Below are 25685 nucleotides of genomic sequence, written 5' to 3' on the forward strand. Positions count from 1 at the left end.
GTCGGGGCGCAGCGGGACGGAGCGCAGGGGAGGGCGGAACCGGACGGGGATGCCCGGCAGGGCAGTATGGAGAAGTGACGTCGAAGTCGAACAGCCGTCCCCGCCGCGTGGCCGTCCTGTCGGTCCACACCTCGCCTCTCGCCCAACCCGGCACCGGGGACGCCGGCGGAATGAACGTCTACGTTCTGCAGACCGCCGTGCAGCTCGCGCGGCGCGGGGTGGAGGTGGAGATCTTCACCCGGGCGACCTCGTCGGCGGACCCCGTGGTGCAGGAGGCGGCACCGGGCGTGCTCGTACGCAACGTCGCCGCCGGTCCCTACGAGGGACTCGACAAGCACGACCTGCCCACGCAGTTGTGCGCCTTCGCCGCCGGGGTGCTGCGGGAGGAGGCCCGGCACCCGCAGGGCTACTACGACCTGGTGCACTCGCACTACTGGCTGTCCGGCCAGGTGGGCTGGCTCGCCCGCGACCGGTGGGGCGTCCCGCTCGTGCACACCGCCCACACTCTCGCCGCAGTGAAGAACGCCTCGCTCGCCGACGGTGACGTGCCCGAGCCGGCGGCCCGGCAGATCGGCGAGCAGCAGGTGGTCGCCGAGTCCGACCGGCTCGTCGCCAACACGATCGACGAAGCGGCGCAGCTCGAGCGCAGCTACGGTGCCGACCCGTCACGGATCGACGTGGTGGCGCCGGGCGCGGACCTGTCCCGCTACCGGCCGGGGGACCGGGCGCTCGCCCGCGCCGAGCTGGGGCTGGACCCGAACGAGACGATCGTGACATTCGTCGGCCGGATCCAGCCGCTCAAGGCACCCGACGTGCTGCTGCGCGCCGCCGCGGCGGCGATGGCCGCCGACCCCGAGGTGCCCCTGCGGGTGCTGGTGGTGGGCGGGCCCTCGGGCACCGGGCTCGAGCGCCCGCACTCGCTGATCGACCTGGCCGCCGAGCTCGGGATCGCCGCCCGGGTGACGTTCCTGCCCCCGCAACCTCCCGAACGGCTCGTGCAGGTCTACCGCGCGTCGGACGTGGTGGCGGTGCCGAGCTACTCCGAGTCGTTCGGCCTGGTGGCGATCGAGGCGCAGGCGTGCGGGACCCCGGTGCTGGCGGCGAACGTCGGCGGCCTCGGCGTCGCGGTGCGCGACGGCGAGACCGGGCTGCTCGTCGACGGGCATCGCACGAGCGACTGGGCCGCCGCGCTGCGCTCGCTGGTCACGGATCCGGGTCGGCGGGCCGTGCTGGCGGCGGCGGCGCCCCTGCACGCGGAGAACTTCTCCTGGGAGCACACGGCGGACGGGCTGCTCGCCAGTTACCGTAAGGCCGGTGCGCTGCGGAACCGCTCCCTCGCGAGCGGCGAGTTTCCGCTGCGCCGGCAGCGCGGAGTGTGGAAGATCCGGCGGACGACGGGGGTGCGGGCGTGAGCGAGCGACTGAGCGAGACGATCGAGGCGACGCTGCGCGATCGCGGCCTCGAGTTCTCCCGCAAGGAGGGTGGGCACTTCGTCGTCGACCTGCCGGGGGAGAACAAGCTCAAGACGACGACCCTGCTCTCCCTCGGCAACCACGGCCTGCGGGTCGAGGCGTTCGTGTGCCGCAAGCCCGACGAGAACTTCGAGGGCGTGTACCGGTTCCTGCTCCGGCGCAATCGGCGGCTGTACGGGGTCGCGTACACCCTCGACAAGATCGGGGACATCTACCTCGTCGGCCGGATGTCGGAGGCATCGGTCACTCCGGACGAACTGGACGCGGTGCTCGGCCAGGTGCTCGAGGCCGCCGATCACGACTTCAACGTCATCCTCGGACTCGGTTTCCTCGCCTCCATCAAGCGGGAATGGGAGTGGCGGGTCTCGCGGGGCGAGTCGCTGCGCAACCTCGAACCCTTCCGGCACCTGATCGAGGACGGCCGGCCCTTCGTGGTGGAGGACGCGCAGCCGTAACGGCGCGATATCGGTGACCCGTCCCACAATATTACTGTGAGCCTGGTCACATAACGGCCGTGTAACTACGCGGTGTCGAAACGGCGATACTTCCGACGTCACCTGGGAAAACGGCGCCGCCCGATCTTGGAATGTGGGACGCACGTGCCGGAAAACAGCGCGTGACCGATCCGTGATGACTCTCTAGCGTCGTAATCAGCCCGATACCACCGGGCAAGCAAGACCGGCCCGTCGCCGCTGACTCTGCCCCGCGGGACCGGAACTCGATACCTGATCGAGGGGCAGGGACGAGGCACAGCTCCGAATCCGGGCAGCGGGATCGACATCGTCGGCCGCCGCAGTGCCTCGCCAGCAGACGCGAGAGGAATTCAACCGCATCATGGCTAACTTCACCTTCAAGCGCGCCCTCGGCACCGTCGCCGCCACCGCGGCCCTGGCCGTCACCCCGCTCGCCCTCGGCACCGGCACCGCCAACGCCGCGTCCGGCAACTGGGACGCCGTCGCGCAGTGCGAGAGCAGCGGGAACTGGGCGATCAACACTGGCAACGGCTACCACGGCGGCCTGCAGTTCGCTCCGAGCACCTGGAACGCCTACGGCGGCCAGCAGTACGCCCCCACCGCCGACCAGGCGACCCGGGAGCAGCAGATCGCCATCGCCGAGAACGTCCTGGACGGCCAGGGTCGCGGCGCGTGGCCGGTGTGCGGTCAGTACCTCTGATCCGACACTCGGACACGTGCCCGGGCTCGCGCCCGTAGCAGCCGAACGAGCCCCGCGTGCACCGCACGCGGGGCTCGTCGCATCTCACCGGATCGCCGCACCTCGATAAGCGGCGGTCTCGAAGTCGAGATAGCCCTGGAACGACACGGCGTCCGCGAACGGCAGGATCTGCGTGGCCCAGAAGCCGCCGAGCCCGTTCTCCCGGTCGATCCAGTAGTAGAGATTCGCCAGACCCGCCCAGCCGAGGGCACCGGCCGGGCGGCCCGTCGGCGCCGGCTCCTCGTTCACCAGGAACGTGTACGCCCAGTTCTTGGCCAGCCCAGGGAAGAACTCCGCGTCGTTCGACAGCGCCGGGACGACCCCCGGCAGCGCGGTCACCTGCTGCCCGTCCAGGCCGCCACGCACCGCGTCGGCGACGGTCGCAGGCGAGAGAACCCGGTCACCGCCGGGGGCCGCGCCGTCGCGCAGCCACATCCGGATGAACTTCAGGTAGTCCGGCACGGTGGTGTAGAGCCCGTGGCCTCCCATGTGGATCTCCGGGTCCTGGGGCAGCACCATCTCCGGCATCGGCGCGAGTGCTCCGTCCTCGCTGCGCTGGTGGACGACGGCCAGCCGCGCGCGCATGTCGTCGGTGAGTGCGAACGCCGTGTCGCCCATCCCGAGCGGCTCGAAGATCCGCTCGCGCATGACCTCGCCGAGACGCCGGCCCCGCACGGCCTCCACCACGAGACCGCACCAGTCGATGTTCGAGCCGTACATCCACCGGTCGCCGGGATCGAACAGCAGCGGTGTCGTCAGCGCGGCCTTCGATCCCGTGATCACGCTGGGCTGACCGTGCTCCTCGGCGAGGCGCCGGTAGTTCTCGTCGAAGAAGTCGTATCCGAGACCGGCCGTGTGGAGCAGCAGCATGCGGGTGGTGATGTCGCGCTTCGGCGCGCGCAGCAGGGGCGCGCCGTCCGTTCCGAAGCCCTCGAGAACCTGGAGTTCCCCGATCTCCGGGACGTAGCGGGCGGCGGGGGCGTCGAGGTCGAGCAGGCCCTCCTCGACGCACTGGAGTGCGGCGGTGCCGGTGATCGCCTTGGTCGTGGAGAAGGCGGCGAACACGGTGTCCGCCGTCATCGCCGAGCCCGAGCCCGCTGCGCGTTCCCCGGCCACCCCCTCGTACACGACGCCGTCCCGGTCGGTGAGCATGGCCACCACGCCCGGCACGCCCGTCGGGCGGTGGGTGAGTTCTCGCAGGGTTGCGTCCATCGTGGTCGCGAAGTCGTCTGTCACGGTTCCTCCTGTGTGCGGTCCGCCGCCGGCCGGCGTCGGAGGGGGACGCTACGGACGGAGCTGTGACGCGGGCCACCTCGGATCGGCACGCGTTGTCGGATTACGGCACCCGGCGCCCGCGGGCCCGGGCGAGCGTGCGCGACGGATTCTCGCCGAATCGGCGACGGTAGGCGGCGGCGAAGACCCCCATGTTGACGTAGCCCCACCGGGCCGCCACCGCCGAGACGGTGCACTCGGCCGACGGGGTGGAGAGTTCGTCGCGGATGTGCCGCAATCGCACGTCGGTGAGGTACCGGTTCGGCGTGGTGTCCAGGTGGCGGCGGAACGCCCCCGACAGGGCGCGCACGCTGACACCCACGGCGGCAGCGACCTCGGAGACCGTGGGCAGGTCCGCGGCGTGCTCGCGAATGTAGCGCTCCGCGTGCCGGACGTACGCCGGGGCGGCCGGCGGTTCGCCGGGGTCGAGCGCGACGCCCGCCGCGGCGGCCCATTCGGTGACGAGGTGACCGAGGAGCAACTCCTGCAGATGGGCGCCCGGCCGGCCCTGCGCGATCCGCACCGGATCGGCCCGGATCGCGCGGACCGCATACGCGAGCAGCGTGTTCCAGCCCGACGACTCGGTCCCGACGACGCACTTGTGCTGCCACAGGCGATCGTCGGGGACGACGCCGAACCAGCGGTCGGCGAGGTCGGCGACGAGCCGGTGCGGCACCGTCAGGTTCAGCTGCAAGTGCTCGTCGTCGAAGTCGACGCGATGCTCGATGCGGCTGCAGTCGGCCACGAACGTGGCGCCGGAATCGACCTCCACCTCGCGCGCTCCGACGCGGTGCCGCGCGTGCCCGCGGATCGTCGTGAGCACGAGGATGTTGCCGGCCTCGGCGGAGAGCCGGTCGACGGTCACCGGAATGCCGTAGCGGAACCGGGTGAGCACGATGTCGCCGATCGACGCCGAGAACATGCTCGATCGCGGGTGCAGCAGGCGTCCGCTCGGCCGCACGCGATAGGGCATGTACACCCGGTCCGACCACGTCCGGATCTCGTCCCAGTCGGTCGAGACCGTCGCGGGCGAGGAGCCGCGGCCGGAGAACGGGTCCAGCGAGTGCACGACGTCCGTCATCCGGTCGAGCCTAGGGTGCCGGACCGGCCGCCGACACTGCCCGATCGGCCGGGCTCCGGGGCGCGTGACCGGGCCCGCGACGGTCCCCGACCCGGTAGTGTCCGGCATGCCTGTGACTGCCTTCACAGCCGTCGGATACCGTACTCCCGGCACGTCTGGCACGGCGTGCCACAGATTCCTGCCCCCGAGGAGAACCAATGAGCTTTCGCAGTCCCTTTCCCGACGTCGACATCCCGGCACTGAGTGTCTACGACTTCCTGTTCGGTTCGATCGCGGAGTCGGACCTCGATCGTCCGGCGTTGACCGAGGGCGCGACCGGGGCCGTCACCGACTACCGGACCCTGATCGGGCAGATCGACGCGATCGCCGGTGCGCTCGCGGCGCGCGGTGTGGGAGTCGGCGACGTCGTCGGCCTGCTCTCGCCGAACGTGCCCGCCTTCGCGACCGTGTTCCACGGCATCCTGCGGGCGGGGGCCACCGCGACCACCGTCAACGCGCTCTACACCGCAGAGGACATCGCCAAGCAGCTCGAGGATTCCAAGGCGACGTTCTTCTTCACGGTCTCGCCGCTGCTGCCGCACGCGAAGGAGGCCGCGGCCGCGGTCGGTATCCCCGACGATCGTCTGGTCGTGCTCGACGGCGCCGAGGGGCATCCCTCCCTGCGCGACCTGCTCGCCGAGAACGCCCCCGCCCCCGAGGTGTCGTTCGATCCGGCCACCCATCTGGCGGTGCTGCCGTACTCGTCCGGCACCACCGGTCGCCCGAAGGGCGTGATGCTCACGCACACGAACCTGGTGGCCAACGTGTGCCAGATCAAGTCCCCGATCAGGATCGACCCCGACGACCGGATCCTCGCCGTCCTGCCGTTCTTCCACATCTACGGCATGACCGTTCTTCTCAACGCCGCCCTGTTCAACCGCGCGTCGCTGGTGACGATGCCGAAGTTCGACCTGCCGGAGTTCCTGCGGATCGTCTCCGAACAGAAGTGCACCTACGTGTTCATCGCACCGCCCGTCGCGGTCGCCCTGGCCAAGCATCCGCTCGTGGACCAGTACGACCTCTCGAGCGTGCACACCGTGTTCTCCGGCGCGGCGCCGCTGGACAGGGCGCTCGGGAACGCGGTCGCCGCGCGACTGGGATGGAAGGTCCGTCAGGGGTACGGCATGTCCGAGATGAGCCCGGTCAGCCACGCCATCCCGTTCGACGGCGACGACGTGCCGCTCGACTCGGTGGGACCGACGATCGCCAACATGGAGTGCAAGCTCGTCGACCCGACCACCGGCGAAGAGGTCGAGTACCCCACCGGTGAGGGTGTCTCCGAGCCGGGTGAGCTGTGGTGCAAGGGCCCCAACGTCATGGTCGGCTACCTCGGCAACCCGCAGGCCACCGCGGAGACCCTCGACGCCGACGGGTTCCTGCACACCGGCGACATCGCCACGGTCGATGCGGCCGGCAACGTCACCATCGTCGACCGGCTCAAGGAGCTGATCAAGTACAAGGGCTACCAGGTGCCGCCCGCCGAACTCGAGGCGCTGCTGCTGACCCACCCGAAGATCGCCGACGTCGCGGTGATCGGTGTGCTCGACGACGAAGGCGAGGAGGTGCCCAAGGCGTTCGTCGTGCGTCAGCCGGACGCCGACCTCACCGAGGCCGAGGTCGTCGAGTTCGTCGCCGAGCGGGTCTCGCCGCACAAGAAGGTGCGGCAGGTGCAGTTCATCGACATCGTCCCGAAGTCCGCCGCCGGCAAGATCCTCCGGAAGGATCTGCGCACCCCGGCGACGTAGCCGGTCATTGCCCGGGCCGCAGGATCCGGCCGAGATGCGCCGCGAGCGCCTCGATCGTCGGATCTTGCGCCCGGAACCCGACGTAGCCGTCCGGCCGCACCACCACAGCCGCGGCGGCACCGTCGAAACCGTACGCCCGCGCGGCGCGGCCCGCGTCGTCGCGCAGTACCCGGCCGTCGGCCGGGCTCCCGGTGCTTCCCGCCACGAGCACGTATGCCCGCAGCGCGTCACCGAAGCGGTCCGTCGCCCGCTCGGCGAGCTCTCGCTGCGCCTGCAGCGCCTGCGCCGTGGGCGCCCACAGCAGCACGGTGTGACCGGGGTGGCGCAGCAGCTCGTGCAGCCGCAGCGGCGAGGCGACGGCGTCCTGCCGCAACTCCGTCGCATCGGGGGCGCGATCGCCGGGAGCCGGACCGCCGCCGTGCGGCACGTCGCTACCGCCGCCGTGCGGCACGTCTTCACCGACGAGCGGGCTGTCCCGGTAGCCGAGCAGCAGCTGGGCCTCGCGCGCGATCGCGGTCGCGGCGTCCGTCTCGCCGGCCCCGAGGCCCTGCCGGGCGTGCCGCACGGTGCGGCCCACCACCTCCTCCCCGACGGGCCGGCGCTCGGCGTCGTAGCTGTCGAGCAGGCCGTCGGCAGCGCGTCCCTGCACCGCCAGCGCGAGCTTCCAGCCGAGGTTGTAGGCGTCCTGGATGCCGGTGTTCATGCCCTGTGCCCCGGTCGGGGGATGGATGTGCGCGGCGTCTCCGGCCAGGAACACCCGGCCCCCGCCGTAGCTCCCGGCGAGGCGGTGGCTGATCCGGAACACCGACGACCAGCGCAGGGCACCGGCCCGGGTCGGTTCGGGCGCCAGCCGGTCGAGCACGGCCTGGATGTGGCCGAGCGTGGGCCGGCGCCCGCCCTCCAGTCCGTGCGCCACGGCTCCGGCGCCGGACGCGGAGGTCGCCAGGTCCGGCGCGACGAAGGTCGACAGGCGGTAGCGGCCGGTGCCGGGCAGCGGGATGCACACCATCATGTCCGTGGTCGTGCCGTCGCTCGTCGTCGAGGCGCGGATGCCGTAGCCGCCCGGCATCGACCAGTCCAGTTCGACGTCGGCGAGCATGTACTCCTCGGGGAACGCGTCGCCGTCGAAGGACACCCCGAGTCCTTTCCGTACGGCGCTGTGCGCACCGTCGCAGCCGACCAGGTAGCGGGCCGCCAGCCGCGTCGTGTCGTCGCCGTCGCGCAGGTCGGCGACCACGCCGTCCGCGGTCTGCTCGAACCCGGTGAGCTCGATGCCGCGGCGCACGACGGTGCCGTGCTCGGCCAGGGCCTGCGTCAGCACCCGTTCCGTGGCGTACTGGGGCATGCAGACGAACCGGTACGGCACGTCCTCGGGCAGTTCGAGTTCGAGGCGCATCACCTGCCGGCCGTCGACGTAGACGATCTGCCCGTGCATCGGCGCGGACACGTCGAGCGAAGGGCGGACCACGCCCATCGCGTCCCAGACCTCGAGGGTGCGCGGCTGGATGCCGACCGCCTTGGCGTACTGCGGCGGTTCCGGCAGCCGGTCGACGATCACGACGTCGACGCCGCGCCGGCGCAGTTCCAGCGCGGCGGTCAGTCCGACCGGGCCGGCGCCGACCACGAGTACCGAGGTCTCGCTCATGGGCATGCCCTTTCGTCGCGTTCGAGGGCAGTATGTCGGAATTCGGCGGCCGCGCGGGCCTGTTCGCCGCATCCGGATCCTCGACGTGAGCGGTGCCCGGCGCCGGAACGCGCGCCGTCACACGTCGAGCAGGTGCGGCAGGCCCGCGCGGTAGCGGTCGGCGTCGATGCGGCGCATCGGTTCGAGTTCGGGTGGCTCGTGCAGTCGGTACAGCGCCGGCGGTGCGGCCGGCGAGTCGGCGGCTTCGAGCAGCGCGGTGACGGCCGCACGCGCGGATTCGCCGGCCGACTCCATGGTCGCGAGATCGATGTCGGTGCGGACGTAGTCCCCGGCCAGGAAGAGGTTCGGGATCGCGGTGCGGGCGTCGGGCCGGTCGGACAGGGAGCCGACGGTGTTGACGAGCAGGGGTGTGGCGTTGGTGTTGCGGCCCTGCGCGGGATCCCACCGGATGCCGGGGTCGAGGAACCACGAGACGATGTCGTCCTCGTCGAGGACGCCGGTGCCGGTGTCGTCGAGGCATGCCGACATCTGGGCCCACGTCTCCTGGGCGATCTCCTCGGCCGTGCACTCCTTGGCGGTCTTGCCGTGGAGGACGCCCGGGGTGTCCCAGTCGGAGATGTCCACGGACAGGCAGTCGTGGGCGCTGCCGTCGCCGTAGCGGCCGGCGAAGTCGCCGCGCCAGAACTGGCCCTGGCTGATGGAGGTCAGTGCCCACGGCGAGCCGAGGTATGCGACGTGGCCGGCGGCGATCGGGGTGGGCCGGCGCAGGAAGTACTGGATGCCCACCATCCAGTCCGTCTGCAGGTTCCGCATGCCTTCGAGGCGAGGATCTGCGGCGAGGATCCGCGGTGACCACAGGGGCGCGGCCCGTTCGACGGGCATCGCCGCGACGTACCAGTCGGCTTCGGCGACGGACCGGGTGCCGTCGCCGTCCACCAGCCGCACTCCGGTGATCGAACCGGACGCGATGTCGAGTGCTTCTGCCGCCCAACCCATTTCGAATACGACGCCCAGGTCGCGCAGGTGCGCGGCCCACGGGCCGATCCACGCCTCGTCGGTGGGAGCGGCCAGGACCCGGTCCAGATGGCCGTATGCGGGGACGGTGCCCATCGCGTTCCACACGAACGCCTGGCCCATGATGCCGATGGTGCGGGTGGAGGCGACGGTGGGCCGGGCGGCCACCAGTTGACGGGTCAGGGCCGAGACGAGGATGTCGCGGTAGGCCGACGACTTGCCGTCGGCCTCGAGCGTCTGCGACCACGTCCGGTGTTCCCACTGGCCGTCGCGTCGTTCGAGACTGCTGGTCAGGAACATCACCAGCTTGCGGGTGAAGACGGCCAGTTCGTGCGGGGGGATGGCGTTGCCGAGGGAGAAGGCCGCGGCCAGGGATTCCTGCAGCGAGGCGGGATCGAGGACGCCGTGGGGGAGCGGGGCGATCGACGCCGGGGCGATGAGGTCGGGCCCGCCGGGGATCGCCATCCGGAAGGCGGCGCCGGCGACGAGATTGTCGAACACGCCGTTCGGATTGCCCGGGAAGGGGATCCGTCGCATCGTGTCGGGGATGTGCTGGTAGAAGCCCGGGAAGAAGCGGAATCCGTGCTCGCCGGGCAGGTCGGCGCGGCCGCCGGCCGCGGTGCCCGGCGACGGGATGCTGCGGGCCTTGCCGCCCAGGGCGGTCGGTTCGAAGACGGTGACGTCGAAGCCGCGTTCGATCAGTTCGTGGGCGGCCGTCAGGCCCGCCACCCCGCCGCCGAGCACGGCGACGCGGCGGCCCGTCGAGCGCAGCGCCGGGGAGCGCGGGGCGGCGTGGGCGGGGGCGGGCGCGACCGCGAGGGCGCCCAGGGCGGTGAGGAAGGTGCGGCGGGAAAGTCGGGTGTCGAACACGAGAAGCCCCCATCCGGACGTCGTCCTGAAAACAACCGTTGTCACATATATCCGATGTGTGCGTCTCGCGCGGGGAATTCACTGAACGGTGCCGACGTAGCGTTGCCACGCGGGCGTGCCAGGATTGGCCCATGACCAACGGAACACTTGTGTTGCTCCGCCACGGCGAGAGCGAATGGAACGCGATGAACCTCTTCACGGGATGGGTGGACGTCCACCTGACCGACAAGGGGATCGCCGAGGGCAAGCGGGCCGGCGAACTGCTCGCCGAGCACGATCTCCTGCCGGACGTGCTCTACACGTCGCTGCTGCGCCGCGCCATCAGCACCGCCAACTACGCGCTCGACGCCGCGGATCGGCACTGGATTCCGGTCGTGCGCGACTGGCGCCTGAACGAGCGGCACTACGGTGCGCTGCAGGGCAAGAACAAGGCGGAGATCAAGGCGGAGTTCGGCGACGAGCAGTTCATGCTGTGGCGCCGCAGCTACGACACCCCGCCCCCGCCGATCGAGCCCGGCAGCAAGTACAGCCAGGACAGCGACGTCCGGTACGCGGACGTCGACGAGGTGCCGCTCACCGAGTGCCTGAAGGACGTCGTCGATCGCCTCATCCCGTACTGGGAGGAGACCATCTCCCAGGACGTGCGGGCCGGCCGGACCGTCCTGATCACGGCCCACGGCAACTCGCTGCGTGCTCTGGTCAAGCACCTCGACGGGATCTCCGACGAGGAGATCGCCGGGCTGAACATCCCCACCGGCATCCCGCTGCGTTACGACCTCGACGAGAACCTGCGCCCGCTGAACCCGGGTGGCACGTACCTCGATCCCGAGGCGGCCGCGGCGGGTGCCGCCGCCGTCGCGGGTCAGGGCGGCCGGTAGTTCCCAGGGGCCGCGGGCGACTGTCCGCGGCCCCGGGAAACGGGCGGTGAACACGCGGCAAATGCTGCGAACATGCGGTGTGACGTGCGGCGGAATGCCCCGACCCGCTGTCACCGCCGCGCCGCGCGTACGTACGATTCGAGACGTGACTGTTGCGCAGGCCGTGCTGCTCGCCGGGGCCGCCGTCCTCGGTGCCGTGTCCGCGATCGTGCTGATGCGGCTCCTCCGGCGCCGGGCCGCCGACCGCACCGACGCCGACCTCACCATGGCGCAGGTCCTCGATCGCGTGGTCTTCGGCGCGGACACCGGCATCGCCGTCGTCGACCGGTTCCACGACGTCGTCCTGTTCAATCCGCGTGCGGAGGAACTCGGCCTGGTCCGCAACCGGCTCGTCGAGGACTCGGCCTGGGCCGCCGCCACCCGTGTCCTCGAGACGGGTGAACCCGCCGAGCTCGACCTCACCGCGAAGACGCCCCGCGGTCGCGAGCGCGTGGCGGTGCGCTGCGTCGCGCGGCGTCTGCTCGACGACGACGCGCGCTTCGTCGCGCTCTACGCCTACGACGACTCCGAGCAGGTCCGGATGGAGGCCACCCGCCGGGACTTCGTCGCCAACGTCAGTCACGAACTCAAGACCCCCGTGGGCGCGATGGCCCTGCTCGCCGAAGCCCTGCTCGAATCCGCCGACGACCCGGAATCCGTGCGGCACTTCGGAACCCGGCTACAGAGCGAGGCCAACCGGCTCGGCAACATGGTGACCGAACTGATCGCGCTCTCGCGCCTGCAGGGGGCCGAGAAGCTGCCGAACCTCGAGGTGGTCGAGGTCGACGACGTCGTCGAGGAGGCGCTGCGCCGCACCCGCCTGACCGCCGAGAACGCGCAGATCACCGTCACCACCGACGCCGCCGGCGGGTACGAGGTCCTCGGCGACCAGACCCTGCTCGTCACCGCGCTGGCCAATCTGATCGAGAATGCGATCGCCTACTCGTCTCCGGGTTCGCCGGTGTCGGTCAGCCGGTCCCTGCGCGCGGGCAAGGTCGCGATCGCGGTGACCGACCGCGGCATCGGGATCGAGAAGGAGGACCAGGAGCGCGTCTTCGAACGGTTCTTCCGGGTCGACAAGGCCCGTTCCCGCGCCACCGGTGGCACCGGTCTCGGGCTGGCGATCGTCAAGCACGTCGCCGCCAACCACAACGGGGAGATCCGGTTGTGGAGCCAGCCGGGAACCGGGTCGACGTTCACGCTCCTCATCCCCGCCTGTTCGCCCGATCCCCGCGAATCCCACGGAGCCACACCTCGCCACGAGGGCGGCCCCGCGCTGACGGTGGAGCGGTGACGGGCGAGCGGTGACGGTGGAGCGGGGCGACCATGCCGACACCTACGACGAGAATCGGAAATGAGCCGGATGCACCAGGTGACAAAGGGTACGGAGGACCAGCAGTGACGCGTGTGCTGATCGTGGAGGACGAGGAATCGCTGGCGGATCCGCTCGCGTTCCTCCTGCGCAAGGAGGGCTTCGAGACCACCGTCGTCGGTGACGGACCGTCGGCGCTCGCGGAATTCGACCGCGCCGGCGCGGACATCGTCCTGCTGGACCTGATGCTGCCCGGCATGAGCGGCACCGATGTCTGCAAGCAGCTGCGCAACCGGTCCGGCGTGCCGGTGATCATGGTGACCGCGCGCGACAGCGAGATCGACAAGGTGGTCGGCCTCGAACTGGGGGCGGACGACTACGTCACCAAGCCGTACTCGGCGCGCGAACTCATCGCCCGCATCCGTGCGGTGCTGCGCCGCGGCGGGGAGAACGACGCCGAGGCGACGCAGGACGACGGGATCCTCGAGGCCGGGCCGGTGCGGATGGACGTGGACCGGCACGTCGTGCACGTGGCCGGGAATCCCGTCACGCTGCCGCTCAAGGAGTTCGACCTGCTGGAGTACCTGCTGCGCAACTCCGGCCGGGTGCTCACGCGCGGCCAGCTGATCGACCGGGTGTGGGGTGCCGACTACGTCGGCGACACCAAGACCCTCGACGTGCACGTCAAGCGGCTGCGCTCGAAGATCGAGGCCGACCCCGCCAAGCCGCAGCACCTGGTCACGGTCCGCGGCCTCGGCTACAAGCTCGAGGGGTAGGGGCCCGCCCCCGGGGTGCGCTCGGCGGCGGCCGTCGTCGCGGGATGCACGGCGATCAGGCCCAGCCCCTCGCGACGACGGCACAGCCGCGCGAGTTCGTCGTAGGCGGCGTCGCCGATCAGCTCGCGCAGTTCCGGTGCGTACGACTGCCAGACCGGTGCGGCCCCCACGTGGGCGTCCGGCGAGCCGGAGCAGTACCAGTCCAGGTCGTGGCCGCCCTCGCCCCAACCGCGCCGGTCGTACTCGGTGACGACGGTGCGCAGCACCTCGGTGCCGTCGGGACGCTCGACCCAGTCCTGGGTGCGGCGGATCGGCAGTTGCCAGCACACGTCCGGCTTCACCTCGAGAGGCTCGATGCCGCGTCGCAGCGCCATCTTGTGCAGCGCGCAGCCGATGCCGCCGGCGAAGCCCGGCCGGTTGAGGAAGATGCACGCCCCCTTGTAGCGGCGAGTGCGCAGGGCCGGCTCGTCCTCGAGGTCGTCCTCCTCGAGATAGCCCTTCTTGCCGAGTCCCTTCGGCATCAACTGCCAGTCCTCCGGCGTGAGATGTCTCACTGCGGCGTCCAGCTTGGCGCGATCGTCGTCGTCCGACAGGAACGCGCCGTGCGAGCAGCATCCGTCGTCCGGCCGGCCGGCGATGATGCCCTGGCACGCGGGCGTGCCGAACACGCAGGTCCAGCGGGAGAGCAGCCACGTCAGGTCGGCGGCGACGACGTGCTCGCTGTTGTCCGGGTCGATGAACTCCACCCATTCGCGCGGGAAATCGAGGGGCACTTCGGGGGCCGGGACCTGCTTGTGTGCGGCACCGGGCATACCTGCTGTCACAGGACCCGACGGTAGACCCAGTACCGTATGTATGTGCGCCTTGGGGTACTCGACGTCGGAAGCAACACCGTTCATCTACTCGTGGTGGACGCTCATCGCGGTGGCCATCCCACCCCCATGAGCTCGACGAAGGCAACCCTACGCCTGTCCGAGAACACGGACGACCGCGGTGACATCACCCCGCAGGGCGCCGACCGGCTGGTCGAGACGGTCGCCGACTTCGCCGGCATCGCCCGCACCTCCGGATGCGAGGAGCTGATGGCGTTCGCGACCTCCGCGGTGCGCGATGCCACCAACTCCGACGCGGTGCTCAGTCGCGTCCGCGCCGAGACCGGCGTCGCGCTCGAGGTGCTCTCCGGTGTGGACGAGGCCCGGCTGACGTTCCTCGCGGTGCGGCGGTGGTACGGCTGGAGCGCGGGACGCATCCTGTGCCTGGACATCGGCGGCGGCTCCCTGGAGCTGACCTTCGGCGGCGACGAGGACCCCGACGTGGCGTTCTCGTTGCAGCTCGGTGCCGGGCGCCTGACCCGGGACTGGCTGAGCGAGGACCCGCCCGGTAAGCGGCGCGTCGCGGTGCTGCGGGACTGGCTCGATGCCGAACTCGTCCGGCCCGCCGAGGAGCTGCGGGCGGCCGGTGTTCCCGACCTGTGCGTGGGGAGCTCGAAGACCTTCCGCACCCTCGCACGGCTGACCGGTGCCGCCCCGTCGTCGGCGGGCCCCCGGGTGCGGCGCACCCTGACCGCCGCCGGGTTGCGTCAGCTCATCGCATTCATCTCCCGCATGACGGCCGCGGACCGTGCCGAGCTCGAGGGCGTGAGCTCCGACCGGTCGCAGCAGATCGTCGCCGGTGCCCTCGTCGCGGAGGCCGCCATGCGCGCGCTGGGAGTGGAAACTCTCGATATCTGTCCCTGGGCCCTGCGCGAGGGGCTCATTCTCCGCAAGCTCGACACCGAGATGGGGGGCGAACTGATGGTGGTTTCGCAATGACGGACGGCAGCAGCACCGACACCGGGCAGATCTCCGTCGCGGAGCTGCTGGCCCGCAACGGCCAGAAGGTGAATTCCCGCGCCGGCGGACGCCGCCGCCGTGGCGTCAGCGGCGGCATCTCGGTTGCGGAACTGACCGGCGAGATTCCCGTGACCGCCCCGGAACCGGCCCAGGCGCCGAAGACCGGAGTCTCCGAGGCCGACGTCCCCGAGACCGAGGCTGCCGAGACCGAGGCTCCCGAGACCGAGGCCCCCGAGACCGAGGCTCCGGAGAGCGAGGCCCCGGAGAGCGAGGCCCCGGAGGCCGAACCCGTCGTGTCCGCTCCGCCGAAGGCGCAGGCGCCGGTGCCCTCGACGACGCAGGCGCCGGTGGCTCCGAAAGCGCTGGCGCCGGTGCCGCGGCGGCCGGACCGTCGCGAACCCGAGCCCGAACCCGAACCGTCCGAGACCGAGGCGACCGGGCCCGGGACCCCGGCCCCGACGTCCCCGCCCCGGACGCGCGAGGAGCCGGCGGCCGAGCGGGTGCCGGTGAAGGTCGAGTCGCCGACCGAGATCATCCGTCCGGCCGTCCTGCCGCGACGAGCGCGCGCGCACGCCGAGGTGGCCGTGAGTGCTCCGGCGCGGCCCGCGGATACCCCCGAGCCGAGGCTGCTGTCCGGGCCCGCGAGCGACCTGCGGGGCAGCGGCGACGACACCGCCGATGGCGAGACCGAGACGATCGGCAAGGCCGTGGCCGCGGACGAGCCGGACGTGGAGCAGCGGGAGAAGCCCGCGTCCCGTCGCAGCGACGCCGCAGCGGCGGAGACCCCGTCCGCGGCGGAGTCCGACGTCCCGTCCGGCACCGGCGAGTCCCGCAGCGCGATCGCGCAGTGGTCCCGGTTGATCGGCGAGGGTGTCGTCGCGATCGTCGCGGGCGCCCTGCTGTTCAAGGGCTTCGAGCAGTTGTGGGATGCGTTGCCGTGGGTGGCGTTCGCACTCGCCCTGCTGGTCATCGTCGGCCTGGTGGCGATGGTGCGCATCCTGCGCCGCACCGACGACATCGCGAGCCAGCTCATCGCCCTCGCCGTGGGTGCCTTCGTGACGTTCGGTCCGCTGTTGTTCCTGCTGCCCACCGGCTGACCCGGCACATCGTCATGAGCACCCTGTCGCGAGAGATCCTGGTCGGACTGTCCACCGCTTCGGTGTACCCGGAGAACACCGAGGCGGCCTTCCGCTATGCGGCCGAACTCGGCTACGACGGCGTGGAGCTGATGGTGTGGGCGGAGTCGGTGAGCCAGGACGTGCGTGCGGTGCAGGCGCTGGTGCGCAAGTACGGCATACCGGTGCTGGCGGTGCACGCGCCGTGCCTGTTGATCTCGCAGCGTGTGTGGGGTTCGGATCCGGCCGCGAAGCTCGAGCGGTCGGTGCGCGCAGCGGAAGCGCTCGGGGCCGCGTCGGTGGTGGTGCATCCGCCGTTCCGATGGCAGCGCCGGTACGCGGAGGGCTTCGCGGATCAGGTCGCGGACCTCGAGGACCGCAGCCACGTGGTCGTGGCGGTGGAGAACATGTACCCGATGCGCGCCGACGTGTTCTTCGGCGGCCGCGACCGCACCGCGCAGCGCATGAGACGGCGTGGCGGGCCCGGCCGTGCGGTGTCGGCCTTCAGCCCGTCGATCGATCCCACCGACACCGGCTTCGCGCACTACACACTGGACCTGTCGCACACGGCCACGGCGGGGATGGACGCGATGGCCCTCGCCGAGCGGATGGGCGGCGGTCTGGCTCATCTGCACCTCGCGGACGGTCACGGCGCGTCGACGGACGAGCATCTGCTCCCGGGCGACGGCGGCCAGCCGTGCGAGCAGGTGTGCCGGCTACTGGCCGAGAGCGACTTCACCGGGCACGTCGTCCTGGAGGTCAGTACCCAGGGGGCGCGCACGCGGTCCGCGCGGGCGGGAGCGCTGACCCGGTCGCTGGCCTTCGCGCGCGAGCATCTGCACCGGGCCCCCCGCCTGGCGATCACCACCGGGCCCGAGCATCCGCGTGCGACGACGATCGAGCAGGTGCACCCGTCAGGCCAGAGCACCGAGTCCGGCGCCGAGAACCACGACTCCTGAGATCGTCACGCCGGCGACGAGGGCGGCGGCACCCAGCCATACGCAGGCGATCATGGCGCCCGGCCGCCTGGGGTCCGGGCCGAGCACGGACAGGAAGAACCCGGCGGGAATCAGGATCGCCGAGCCGAGCACTGCGATCGCGCCGGCGGCGGCCCATCCGGGTGAGGCGCCGACGGCGTCGGTGAGCACGGCGACCAGCAACCCCAAGGTGACGAGGACGCCGGCGTGGGCGTGACCGGCGCGGAAGAAGGACTTCTGCAGGTCGTTGGCCGGCACGTGCCCGCCCGCGACGCGCAGCAGGAACGTGCCGCCGAAGGCGATCCCGGTGACGGTGAGCAGGGTGGCGCCGAGAGCGACGACGAGTACGGGGTGCACGGAATCCTCCTCGCGGAGTATTGGATAGTTGCAGTATCCAATACTGGATAGTTGTACTATCCACTGTCAAGGGGAGGTGGCAATGCGGATCTCGGAACTGGTGGACCGGACCGGCGTCCCGCTGGCGACCGTGAAGTACTACCTGCGCGAGGGGCTGCTGATGCCGGGCGAGGCGACCAGCGCCACCCAGGCCCGGTACGACGGGCGGCACGTGCGGCGCCTCGCGCTGATCCGTGCGCTCGCCGCCCAGGGGCTGCCGCTGCCGCGCATCCGCGAGATCGTCCGCCTCCTCGACGGCACCGACGAGTCGCTGTTCGTCGCCCTCGGCCGGGCCATCGCGGCGCTGCCGCCCTACCCGCCGGGCGACGGCGAGTCCGTACCCCACGACTATCCGCGCGCCCGGCACGTCCTCGAACGGCTCGGTCAGCTCTACGACCCCCGGTTCGCCGCCGTCGCACAGCTCGAGCGGGCCCTCGCCGCCCTCGACTCCGCCGGCCTGACGATGAGCGACGAGCGCATCGACGTCTACGGACGGCACGTGCTCGGCATCGCCGAGATCGACATCGACCTGCTGCCCACCCGCTCCCGGGAGGCGACGGTCGAGGCGGCGGTCCTCGGCACCGCCCTGTACGAACCCGTCCTCACCGCGATGCGCCGTCTCGCACACCAGCACCTTGCCGCCCGTCGCCTCACCGAGTCCGGCCCGCCCGTCCCCGATTCACCGGACGGACCCGTCCCCGATTCACCGGACGGACCCGTCCCCGATTCACAGGAGCAGCAATGACCGACACCGTGCCCGATCCCGGCAACCACCCCTTCCGCGACCTGACGACGCTCGACGCCGCCGGCGACGACCGTTGGCTCGCGCACATCGCCCCGGTCTGGACGATCGGCCCCAAGGTCCACGGGGGCTGCATGCTCGCGGTGTGCGCCGCGGCGGCCCGGTCGGCGGCGCAGGCGGCGGGAGCCGATCCGGCGGTGCAACCTCTTGCGGTCAGCGCCGGGTTCGTTGCCGCCCCCGACCCGGGCGACGTCCAGCTGACCACCATCGTCCGCAAGCTCGGGAAGCAGGTCGGGCTCGTCGACGTGGAGCTCTCGCAGGGCGATCGGGTCGCGGTCCGTGCCTCGGTGACGCTCGGTCGGCCCGACACCGGCGAGCCGCGATACACCACTGCCCATCCGGTGGCCGAACTGTCGGTGCAGCCGCCCGCGGACGCGCCGCTGATCGGCCCCGGCCACCCGATGGCCCAGGTGGTGAACCTGTGCGGGGGCGCCGACCTCGTGGTGGACGAGACCAGTGCCCGTTTCCTCGCGGGAGAGCAGGGTGAACCGGTGGTGCGGATGTGGGCGCGGCCGTGGCCGGGGGACGAGGCCGACGTCGACACCGCCGCGCTGTTCGCGCTCATGGCCGGGGACATCTCGGCTCCGGTCACCATGAACCGGGGCCTGTTCGGCTGGGCGCCGACCGTGCAGCTCACCGCGTACCTGCGGCGACTGCCGGCGCCCGGCTGGCTGCGGATCATGGCCGACAGCACGGTCCTGGGCAACGCCTGGTTCGAGGAGGACCACACCGTCGTCGATGCCACCGGCGCCGTCGTCGTGCAGAGCCGTCAGCTCGCCATGGTCCCGCGCTGATCGTCGGGGCGATGCGGGCCCCGGCAGCGGCCGTGGCAGGCTGTTGCCCATGACGAGAATTGCGGTGATCGGCGGCGGCAGGATCGGTGAGGCGCTGGTCTCGGGGCTGCTGCAGAGTGGATTCGCGACCAAGGATCTGGTGGTCGTCGAGAAGTTCCCGGCGCGGAGCGAGGAGCTCACCGCCGAGTACTCGATCCGGGTCACCGACTCGATCGCCGACGCGGCCGAAGGTGCGGACGTGCTGGTGATCGCGGTCAAGCCGGGCGACGTCGACGTCGTGCTCGCCGATCTGGGCAAGGCAGACCTCGACAGCGAACGCGAGAAGCTGCTGATGTCGCTGGTCGCCGGCGTGCCCACGTCCCGGTACGAGAACCGGCTGCCGGCCGGATCGCCGGTTGTGCGCGTCATGCCCAACACCCCGATGCTGGTGGGGGAGGGCGCGAGCGTGATCGCCGCCGGCCGGCACGTCAAGCCCGACCACCTGGCGCTGGCACGTGAGGTCCTGGAGTCGGTGGGGACCGTGACGGTGGTTCCCGAGTCCCAGATCGACGCGGTGACCGCTGTGTCCGGTTCCGGTCCGGCGTATTTCTTCCTCGTCGCCGAGGCGATGATCGACGCGGGCGTCGCCCTGGGACTGACGCGGGCGACGACGACCGAGCTCGTGGTGCAGACGATGACCGGCTCGGCGGCCATGCTCGCCCGGTCGGGGGAGAACGCCGCCGACCTGCGCGCGGCGGTGACATCGCCGGGTGGAACCACCGCGGCGGCGATCCGGGAACTCGAGCGCGGCGGCGTGCGGACGGCGTTCTACGAGGCCCTCGCGGCCGCCCGGGACCGCTCTGCGGCACTCGGTTCGTCCGCCGATTGAGGAAATTGGTCGTCCGCATCGTCGCACGGGAACCATTGGTCACGCTAAGCTCGATTGAGCACGTGCGTGTCTGTTCCGCCGGAGGGGAAGCCGGCGGCGCGGGACGTGCCGGAGGTGTGTAATGGTATCTGGAAGCAAACCGTCGAAGGGTCAACCCGAGGACGGTCAGTCGGTTCTCTCCGGCACCCAGTTCCTCACCGTCGCCGAAGTGGCGGCGCTGATGCGGGTGTCGAAGATGACCGTGTACAGGCTGGTGCACAGCGGGGAACTGCCCGCCGTGCGAGTGGGACGTTCGTTCCGGGTGCACGCCAAGGCCGTGCACGATTACCTGGAAACGTCCTACTTCGACGTCGGCTGAGCGGTCGACGGCCGCAATCGGAGCCCGGAGCGGACCTCGGTTTCACTACTCGAAACCCGCCCCGGTACGATTGCTTGTCGTCGTACCGGCCACCCGGTGTCGTGAGGCGCTGAGCTCGTCACCACGCGGCCCAGCGTCGACTACAGGCGTACGTCACCGGCGTGCGCGCAGGAACGCTAGAGAGAACGTGAGGGAAACCCAGATGGGTTCTGTGATCAAGAAGCGCCGCAAGCGCATGTCGAAGAAGAAGCACCGTAAGCTGCTCCGCCGCACCCGAGTGCAGCGTCGTAAACTCGGCAAGTAGATCGATTCCCCGATGCCCGTCACCCGTGTGGTGGCGGGCATCGAGCGTCTGTGCCGACGGCCCGTCACGAGGTCGTCCGCGGAACGCCCGATCCGGGTGGTATGCGGAGTCCGGGTGGCTGAGGACGAACGTCCCGCCTCCGGGTCTTTCCAGTGATCGGTTACGCCGGTGTAATGCTTTGTTGCGAGAGTCACCGTATCGTGAGAGACCGGAGTGACAGCAGGGGGTGAGTGGGTGAGTTCGGAGATCGACGGCATCGACCCGCCGAGGGTGGCTCTGGTCACCGGCGCGAGCCGATTCCTCGGCGGGTACCTGGTCACCCGTCTGGCCCAGCACCCGGACGTCGAACGCGTCATCGCGGTCGACACCCAGTCGCCCACCAAGGACATGCTGCGGCGCATGGGCCGCGCCGAGTTCGTGCTCGCCGACATCCGCAACCCCCTCATCGGCAAGGTCATCCGGAACATGGACGTCGACACCGTCGTCCACACGTCCACCCTCACCAAGGCGCCGAAGTCCGGCAGTCGCGCCGCCATGAAGGACATGAACGTCCTCGGCGCGATGCAGTTGTTCGCCGTGTGCCAGAAGACCCCGTCCGTGCGACGCGTCGTGCTGCGCTCGTCGTCGGTGGTGTACGGATCGAGCGCGAAGGACCCCGCGAAGTTCACCGAGGAGATGAGCGCGCGCCGCCGTCCGACCGGCGCCTTCGCCCGCGACATGATCGAGGTCGAGGGCTACCTGCGCGGGATGGCACGCCGGCGGCCGGACATCGCGGCGACGATCCTGCGCCTGGCCCCGACGGTGGGCAACCACCTGCCCGGCTCCGTCTCGCGATACCTCACCTCCCCGATCGTGCCCACCATTCTCGGCCGCGATGCCCGGTTGCAGTTGCTGCACGAGGAGGATGCGCTCTCGGCGCTCGAGCGAGCCACCGTCGCCGGCCAGTCCGGGACCTACAACGTCGCCGGGGACGGCATCGTGATGATGTCGCAGGCCGTGCGGCGGGCCGGCGGACTGACCGTGCCGATGCCCTACGGCTTGTTCCGCACCGTCGGGCAGGCGCTGATGGGGCCGGTGATGAAGTCGTTCAACAAGGAAGAACTCGACTACTTCCACTTCGGGCGCGGGCTGGACACCACGCGGATGCGCACCGAACTCGGCTTCGAGCCGAGGTGGACCACGAGGCAGGCCCTCGACGACTACGCTCGCAGCGTCGGGCTGCGGCAGGTCGTCAGGACGGAATGGGTCGATCGAACCGAGTCGATCCTGCTCTCGGCGCTCGGAGAGCGAATGGAGGCGCGATGACAGAAGTGGCCAAGGTGATTCCACTCCACGGGGGAGCGGGGTCGGCACGACGGGCGGGTGCACGCCCGGGCGCCGGTTCCGGTCACCCGTCGACGTACGGCTCCCCGATCCCACCCGAACCGCCCGCGGCGCCGGTGCAGGAGACGGCGGCGGACGGGTTCCTCGACGACCTGCGGCACAAACTGGTCGGGCAGATCACCGGCACCGCCGAGTTCCTGCGGCGACGGATCACCGGCGACTACGAGGTGGACGACTTCGGCTTCGACCCGCATTTCACCGACAACGTCCTGCTGCCGGCGCTGCGGCCGCTGTTCGAGAAGTGGTTCCGTGTCGAAGTGCGGGGCATCGAGAACATCCCGGCCGACGGGCGCGCGCTGATCGTCGCCAACCATGCCGGCACCTTGCCCGTGGACGCATTGATGACCTCCGTCGCGGTGCACGACCTCGCCCACCGTCCCCTGCGTATGCTCGCCGCCGACCTCGCCTTCGGTATGCCGGTCGTCGGCAGCGTCACCCGCAAGGCGGGGCACACCCTCGCGTGCCATCCGGACGCCGAGCGGCTCCTGCGCGAGGATCAGGTGGTCGCGGTGTTCCCCGAGGGGTACAAGGGTCTCGGCAAGCCGTTCAGCGAACGCTACAAGCTGCAGCGGTTCGGGCGCGGGGGCTTCGTCTCGGCTGCGCTCCAGACGAAGGCACCGATCGTGCCCTGCTCGATCGTGGGTTCGGAGGAGATCTACCCGAAGATCGCCGACCTGACGTCCATCGCCCGGCTCCTCGGTCTTCCGTACTTCCCGATCACCCCGTTGTTCCCGGCCCTAGGCCCGCTGGGCATCGTGCCGCTGCCCTCGAAGTGGTACATCGAGTTCGGTAGTCCGATCGCCACCGACGTCTACGACGATGCCGCGGTGGAGGATCCGATGGTGTTGTTCGAGGTGACCGACCACGTGCGGGAGACCATCCAGCAGACGCTGTACCGGTTGCTCACCAAACGGCGCAACGTATTCCTCGGTTGAGTCCGGCCGTCACGCCGCGGAGTCGCGGCGACGGCCGAGAGCGGCGGCGAGCGCGCCCCCCGCGGCACCGAGAGCCAGCGCCGTCGGAACGCCGATGCGCGCCGCCTTGCGGGCCGTGCGGAAATCCCGGATCTCCCACCCCCGGGTCTTCGCGAGTTCCCGCAGGTCGGCGTCGGGGTTGACGGCGACCGGCGTGCCGACGAGCGAGAGCATGGGTACGTCGTTGTGGCTGTCGGAGTACGCCGTGCAGCGCTTGAGGTTCAGTCCCTCGCGGATCGCCAGGGCCCGCACCGCGTGGGCCTTGCCCAGGCCGTGCAGGATGTCGCCGACGAGACGGCCGGTGAACACGCCGTCCTGCGACTCGGCGACGGTGCCGAGGGCGCCGGTCAGACCGAGGCGCTCGGCGATGACATTCGCCAGTTCGACCGGGGTGGCGGTCACCAGCCACACCTGCTGCCCGGCGTCGAGGTGCATCTGCGCCAGCGCGCGAGTGCCGGGCCAGATCTTGTCCGCGATGATCTCGTCGTAGATCTCCTCGCCGAGGCGGGCCAGCTCCGCCGTGGACCGGCCGGCGACGAACGACAGCGCCTTCTCGCGGCCGCTGGCGACGTCGTCCGAGTTCTCCTTGCCGGTGACCCGGAACTTGACCTGCTGCCAGGCGAACTCGGCCAGGTCGGACTTGGTGAAGTAGTCGCGGGCGGCGAGTCCGCGCGCGAAGTGGATGATCGACGCGCCCTGCACCATCGTGTTGTCGACGTCGAAGAACGCGGCCGCGGTCAGATCCTGCGGAACGGGAGTCGTCGAGATGCCGACGGGCTCGGCTTCGGTGCGGGCCTCCTGCAGGGCGAGCGCGGCATCGGCACTCGCCTGTCCGGCGAGGTTCGCGCGGACCTCGGCCTCGCTGGGGCCGAACTTGCTCCACAGCCGGCGCCGGCCCGGCCGGATCAGACCGGCCAGGGTCTCGCTGACGCGACCGGCCAGGTTCTCGCCGAATCCCCAGCCGTGTGGCACTGGACGTTCCGGCACCTGCACCTCCCTGTTGCGCGACGGTCGTGCCGTCGAGTGCTGCCGGCCGGGTTTGCCGGCGGCCGGCCGTCGTGTGTGGCAGACCGCCTCAGCCTAGCCCGCGCCGTGCCCCGCTCCGCGCGTTGCCGCATGTGGACCGGGGGTGTGACATTCGTCTCGGCGGGGTATGGCGCACAGTTGACCTCATGAGCGAACACCTGTCCGGGCCCGCCGCCACACCCGGCGCCCGCCACGAGATCACTCTCCTCGTCCGAGCCGGCTGCGGCGCCTGCGCTCCCGCGCTGGCGCTGCTCGAGCAGCTGTGCGACGAGTTCGGCGCGGGCCTGACGTGCATCGATGTCGATCGGGCTGCCTCGACGGATCCCGACCTGCGCGCCGAATTCGGCGATCGTCTGCCGGTGGTGCTGCTCGACAGCCGGGAGCACAGTTACTGGGAGGTCGACGAGGCACGATTGCGGGCCGATCTGGCCGGTTGAACACCGTCGGGCGGAACCGTGGTGCAGGTGAGAAGCACATTCGGGGCCGTTCGAGCAACTTTGTGCAGGGCTTCACAAGCGGTTACCGTGGTGTGAACGAATCCCCCGGATCACCGTGAGGACCGACGTGTACCCGTCGGCCGGACGAGGAGCCACGAACGTGACAGAGCTGCACCCCCCGCAGGGCGATGCCGCCCGCGGCGGCGTCGCCGAAGTCGACGGGGGTGCGTCTCCCGGTGTCCCCGTGCGGGACATCCCCCAGGCTACTGTGACGCGTCTCGCGACGTACCTGCGGGTCCTCGGAATGCTCGCCGACGAGGGCACGCTCATCGTCTCGAGCGAGGAACTCGCCACCGCATCCGGGGTCGGTTCCGCGAAACTCCGCAAGGATCTGTCCTTCCTCGGCCCCAACGGGGTGCGTGGCGTCGGGTACGACGTGCTGCGCCTGCAGGCCCGCATCGAGAACGCGCTCGGCCTCGACCGGGGACACCGCGTGGTCCTCGTCGGCGTCGGCAATCTCGGTCGCGCACTGGCCGGCTACGCAGGGTTCGACCGCCGCGGCTTCACGATGGCCGGACTGTTCGACGCCGACCCGGCGCGGGTGGGCACCCGGGTGGGCAACCTGACCATCCGGCACGTCGACGGGCTCGAAGCGGCCGCCCGCGAACTCGCCGCCACGATCGGCGTGATCGCGACCCCGGACGACGCTGCTCAGGGCGTATGCGACCTGCTGGTGCGGTCCGGCGTCCGGTCCGTGCTGAGCTTCGCCGCGGCACCGCTCGAGGTACCCGACCATGTCGAGGTCCGGCGGGTCGATCTGTCCGTGGAAATGCAGGTCCTCTCGTTTCACAGCGCCCGCAACGACACGCCGGTGGACGGCGGTCGCGCCGGTCTGCCCGACATCCGCCGGGTCGCGTCGGGCGAAGCACGACGGGCCGCGACCGGCGCGTCCCGGCTCACCGCCCAGAGAGCGAGCGCGACCGGGCGCACCGCGCCGAGCGCGACCGGGCGCACCGCGCCGAGCGCGACCGGGCGCACCGCGCCGAGCGCGACCGGGCGTACCG

General features: G+C 71.0%; 26 protein-coding genes. 19 read left to right on the top strand and 7 right to left on the bottom strand.

Translation table 11 applies throughout. The features are described from left to right. Window positions 1-74: 74 nt before the first annotated feature. From mshA to RR3_RS12070, 3 genes are all read left to right on the top strand, one after another. Window positions 75-1412, top strand: coding sequence for a D-inositol-3-phosphate glycosyltransferase (gene mshA / locus RR3_RS12060; RefSeq protein ID WP_010592103.1), 1338 nt, complete (start codon window positions 75-77; stop codon window positions 1410-1412). Further along, window positions 1409-1927 (top strand): type III secretion system chaperone family protein, encoded by a 519-nt coding sequence (locus RR3_RS12065; protein ID WP_026138013.1) that lies wholly within the window; start codon window positions 1409-1411, stop codon window positions 1925-1927. The genes mshA and RR3_RS12065 overlap by 4 nt, the downstream gene beginning before the upstream one ends. A gap of 379 nt (window positions 1928-2306) precedes the next feature. Then, window positions 2307-2645 carry a transglycosylase family protein gene (locus RR3_RS12070; protein WP_017681788.1) on the top strand — a complete coding sequence of 113 codons (339 nt, stop codon included), beginning with the start codon at window positions 2307-2309 and terminating at the stop codon, window positions 2643-2645. 84 nt (window positions 2646-2729) lie between these two features. Here the strand turns inward: RR3_RS12070 and acmB are convergent, their stop codons facing one another. After that, entirely contained in the window at window positions 2730-3920 is a 1191-nt protein-coding gene (gene acmB / locus RR3_RS12075) for a methyl acetate hydrolase AcmB (protein ID WP_017681789.1), read from the bottom strand. A 100-nt stretch (window positions 3921-4020) separates the two neighbouring features. Further along, a complete protein-coding gene (locus tag RR3_RS12080; protein WP_064065780.1) occupies window positions 4021-5037 on the bottom strand; it encodes a helix-turn-helix transcriptional regulator in 1017 nt (338 codons plus the stop codon). Window positions 5038-5234: 197 nt separating this feature from the next. Here RR3_RS12080 and RR3_RS12085 point away from each other — a divergent pair, with 197 nt between their 5' ends. Continuing rightward, complete coding sequence (locus RR3_RS12085; protein WP_017681791.1) at window positions 5235-6821, top strand: AMP-binding protein; 1587 nt, start codon at window positions 5235-5237, stop codon at window positions 6819-6821. A 4-nt stretch (window positions 6822-6825) separates the two neighbouring features. Here the strand turns inward: RR3_RS12085 and RR3_RS12090 are convergent, their stop codons facing one another. Together RR3_RS12090 and RR3_RS12095 are read right to left on the bottom strand one after the other, a co-directional pair. Next, window positions 6826-8466, bottom strand: a complete 1641-nt coding sequence (locus RR3_RS12090) for an FAD-dependent oxidoreductase (RefSeq protein ID WP_064065779.1) — start codon at window positions 8464-8466, stop codon at window positions 6826-6828. A gap of 117 nt (window positions 8467-8583) precedes the next feature. Further along, complete coding sequence (locus tag RR3_RS12095; protein WP_064065778.1) at window positions 8584-10350, bottom strand: hydroxysqualene dehydroxylase; 1767 nt, start codon at window positions 10348-10350, stop codon at window positions 8584-8586. Window positions 10351-10481: 131 nt separating this feature from the next. Between RR3_RS12095 and RR3_RS12100 the strand changes: the two genes are divergently transcribed. The 3 genes from RR3_RS12100 to RR3_RS12110 all read left to right on the top strand — a co-directional run bounded on the left by RR3_RS12100 (window position 10482) and on the right by RR3_RS12110 (window position 13355). Then, a complete protein-coding gene (locus RR3_RS12100; protein WP_010592094.1) occupies window positions 10482-11228 on the top strand; it encodes a phosphoglyceromutase in 747 nt (248 codons plus the stop codon). A 145-nt stretch (window positions 11229-11373) separates the two neighbouring features. Then, window positions 11374-12561 carry a sensor histidine kinase gene (locus RR3_RS12105; RefSeq protein ID WP_010592093.1) on the top strand — a complete coding sequence of 396 codons (1188 nt, stop codon included), beginning with the start codon at window positions 11374-11376 and terminating at the stop codon, window positions 12559-12561. Window positions 12562-12665: 104 nt separating this feature from the next. Beyond that, window positions 12666-13355, top strand: coding sequence for a winged helix-turn-helix domain-containing protein (locus RR3_RS12110; protein WP_010592092.1), 690 nt, complete (start codon window positions 12666-12668; stop codon window positions 13353-13355). Here RR3_RS12110 and RR3_RS12115 read toward each other — a convergent pair. Then, window positions 13337-14167 carry a DUF3109 family protein gene (locus tag RR3_RS12115; RefSeq protein WP_010592091.1) on the bottom strand — a complete coding sequence of 277 codons (831 nt, stop codon included), beginning with the start codon at window positions 14165-14167 and terminating at the stop codon, window positions 13337-13339. The genes RR3_RS12110 and RR3_RS12115 overlap by 19 nt on opposite strands. Before the next feature lie 45 nt (window positions 14168-14212). Here RR3_RS12115 and RR3_RS12120 point away from each other — a divergent pair, with 45 nt between their 5' ends. Genes RR3_RS12120 through RR3_RS12130 form a run of 3 tightly spaced genes read left to right on the top strand, consistent with a single transcriptional unit; the run spans window position 14213 to window position 17261 of the window. Further along, window positions 14213-15166 (top strand): Ppx/GppA family phosphatase, encoded by a 954-nt coding sequence (locus RR3_RS12120; RefSeq protein ID WP_082752488.1) that lies wholly within the window; start codon window positions 14213-14215, stop codon window positions 15164-15166. Next, complete coding sequence (locus RR3_RS12125; protein ID WP_064065777.1) at window positions 15163-16284, top strand: Rv0497 family membrane protein; 1122 nt, start codon at window positions 15163-15165, stop codon at window positions 16282-16284. Before RR3_RS12120 ends, RR3_RS12125 begins: the two co-directional genes overlap by 4 nt. A gap of 14 nt (window positions 16285-16298) precedes the next feature. Next, window positions 16299-17261, top strand: coding sequence for a sugar phosphate isomerase/epimerase family protein (locus tag RR3_RS12130; RefSeq protein WP_017680057.1), 963 nt, complete (start codon window positions 16299-16301; stop codon window positions 17259-17261). Here RR3_RS12130 and RR3_RS12135 read toward each other — a convergent pair. Further along, on the bottom strand, window positions 17217-17636 hold the full coding sequence (locus RR3_RS12135) for a hypothetical protein (RefSeq protein WP_017680056.1): 420 nt from the start codon (window positions 17634-17636) through the stop codon (window positions 17217-17219). The genes RR3_RS12130 and RR3_RS12135 overlap by 45 nt on opposite strands. An 82-nt stretch (window positions 17637-17718) precedes the next feature. Here RR3_RS12135 and RR3_RS12140 point away from each other — a divergent pair, with 82 nt between their 5' ends. The 7 genes from RR3_RS12140 to RR3_RS12170 all read left to right on the top strand — a co-directional run bounded on the left by RR3_RS12140 (window position 17719) and on the right by RR3_RS12170 (window position 23119). Beyond that, window positions 17719-18420: a MerR family transcriptional regulator gene (locus RR3_RS12140; RefSeq protein ID WP_064065776.1), complete on the top strand. Its 702-nt coding sequence runs from the start codon at window positions 17719-17721 to the stop codon at window positions 18418-18420. Continuing rightward, window positions 18417-19271 (top strand): thioesterase family protein, encoded by an 855-nt coding sequence (locus RR3_RS12145; RefSeq protein WP_017680054.1) that lies wholly within the window; start codon window positions 18417-18419, stop codon window positions 19269-19271. The genes RR3_RS12140 and RR3_RS12145 overlap by 4 nt, the downstream gene beginning before the upstream one ends. 49 nt (window positions 19272-19320) lie before the next feature. Beyond that, window positions 19321-20139 carry a pyrroline-5-carboxylate reductase gene (gene proC / locus RR3_RS12150; RefSeq protein WP_026137606.1) on the top strand — a complete coding sequence of 273 codons (819 nt, stop codon included), beginning with the start codon at window positions 19321-19323 and terminating at the stop codon, window positions 20137-20139. A 121-nt stretch (window positions 20140-20260) separates the two neighbouring features. After that, the gene (locus RR3_RS12155; RefSeq protein WP_003937551.1) at window positions 20261-20497 is read left to right on the top strand and encodes a helix-turn-helix domain-containing protein; all 237 of its coding nucleotides are present in this window, start codon (window positions 20261-20263) and stop codon (window positions 20495-20497) included. A gap of 202 nt (window positions 20498-20699) precedes the next feature. Further along, a complete protein-coding gene (locus RR3_RS12160; protein WP_003402602.1) occupies window positions 20700-20801 on the top strand; it encodes a 30S ribosomal protein bS22 in 102 nt (33 codons plus the stop codon). A 234-nt stretch (window positions 20802-21035) separates the two neighbouring features. Then, window positions 21036-22106 (top strand): NAD-dependent epimerase/dehydratase family protein, encoded by a 1071-nt coding sequence (locus RR3_RS12165; protein ID WP_017680052.1) that lies wholly within the window; start codon window positions 21036-21038, stop codon window positions 22104-22106. Further along, the gene (locus tag RR3_RS12170; RefSeq protein ID WP_040270916.1) at window positions 22103-23119 is read left to right on the top strand and encodes a lysophospholipid acyltransferase family protein; all 1017 of its coding nucleotides are present in this window, start codon (window positions 22103-22105) and stop codon (window positions 23117-23119) included. The genes RR3_RS12165 and RR3_RS12170 overlap by 4 nt, the downstream gene beginning before the upstream one ends. A gap of 9 nt (window positions 23120-23128) precedes the next feature. Here the strand turns inward: RR3_RS12170 and RR3_RS12175 are convergent, their stop codons facing one another. Next, window positions 23129-24145 carry an HAD family hydrolase gene (locus RR3_RS12175; protein ID WP_026137603.1) on the bottom strand — a complete coding sequence of 339 codons (1017 nt, stop codon included), beginning with the start codon at window positions 24143-24145 and terminating at the stop codon, window positions 23129-23131. Between the two features lie 185 nt (window positions 24146-24330). Between RR3_RS12175 and RR3_RS12180 the strand changes: the two genes are divergently transcribed. Further along, window positions 24331-24621, top strand: a complete 291-nt coding sequence (locus RR3_RS12180; protein WP_010592079.1) for a glutaredoxin family protein — start codon at window positions 24331-24333, stop codon at window positions 24619-24621. 160 nt (window positions 24622-24781) lie between these two features. Beyond that, window positions 24782-25685: redox-sensing transcriptional repressor Rex (locus RR3_RS12185; protein ID WP_174557572.1), on the top strand; the 904-nt coding region annotated here is incomplete at its 3' end.

Origin of the sequence: Rhodococcus ruber NBRC 15591, from assembly GCF_001894945.1 — a bacterium.
Classification (GTDB): domain Bacteria; phylum Actinomycetota; class Actinomycetes; order Mycobacteriales; family Mycobacteriaceae; genus Rhodococcus; species Rhodococcus ruber.

What these genes read in the sequence shown, in the direction of transcription:
- RR3_RS12070 (WP_017681788.1), top strand. Translation starts at nt 2,307, where the DNA reads ATGGCTAACTTCACCTTCAAGCGCGCCCTCGGCACCGTCGCCGCCACC.
- RR3_RS12080 (WP_064065780.1), bottom strand. Translation starts at nt 5,037, where the DNA reads ATGACGGACGTCGTGCACTCGCTGGACCCGTTCTCCGGCCGCGGCTCC.
- RR3_RS12085 (WP_017681791.1), top strand. Translation starts at nt 5,235, where the DNA reads ATGAGCTTTCGCAGTCCCTTTCCCGACGTCGACATCCCGGCACTGAGT.
- RR3_RS12090 (WP_064065779.1), bottom strand. Translation starts at nt 8,466, where the DNA reads ATGAGCGAGACCTCGGTACTCGTGGTCGGCGCCGGCCCGGTCGGACTG.
- RR3_RS12100 (WP_010592094.1), top strand. Translation starts at nt 10,482, where the DNA reads ATGACCAACGGAACACTTGTGTTGCTCCGCCACGGCGAGAGCGAATGG.
- RR3_RS12115 (WP_010592091.1), bottom strand. Translation starts at nt 14,167, where the DNA reads ATGCCCGGTGCCGCACACAAGCAGGTCCCGGCCCCCGAAGTGCCCCTC.
- RR3_RS12125 (WP_064065777.1), top strand. Translation starts at nt 15,163, where the DNA reads ATGACGGACGGCAGCAGCACCGACACCGGGCAGATCTCCGTCGCGGAG.
- RR3_RS12130 (WP_017680057.1), top strand. Translation starts at nt 16,299, where the DNA reads ATGAGCACCCTGTCGCGAGAGATCCTGGTCGGACTGTCCACCGCTTCG.
- RR3_RS12140 (WP_064065776.1), top strand. Translation starts at nt 17,719, where the DNA reads ATGCGGATCTCGGAACTGGTGGACCGGACCGGCGTCCCGCTGGCGACC.
- RR3_RS12145 (WP_017680054.1), top strand. Translation starts at nt 18,417, where the DNA reads ATGACCGACACCGTGCCCGATCCCGGCAACCACCCCTTCCGCGACCTG.
- proC (WP_026137606.1), top strand. Translation starts at nt 19,321, where the DNA reads ATGACGAGAATTGCGGTGATCGGCGGCGGCAGGATCGGTGAGGCGCTG.
- RR3_RS12155 (WP_003937551.1), top strand. Translation starts at nt 20,261, where the DNA reads ATGGTATCTGGAAGCAAACCGTCGAAGGGTCAACCCGAGGACGGTCAG.
- RR3_RS12160 (WP_003402602.1), top strand. Translation starts at nt 20,700, where the DNA reads ATGGGTTCTGTGATCAAGAAGCGCCGCAAGCGCATGTCGAAGAAGAAG.
- RR3_RS12170 (WP_040270916.1), top strand. Translation starts at nt 22,103, where the DNA reads ATGACAGAAGTGGCCAAGGTGATTCCACTCCACGGGGGAGCGGGGTCG.
- RR3_RS12180 (WP_010592079.1), top strand. Translation starts at nt 24,331, where the DNA reads ATGAGCGAACACCTGTCCGGGCCCGCCGCCACACCCGGCGCCCGCCAC.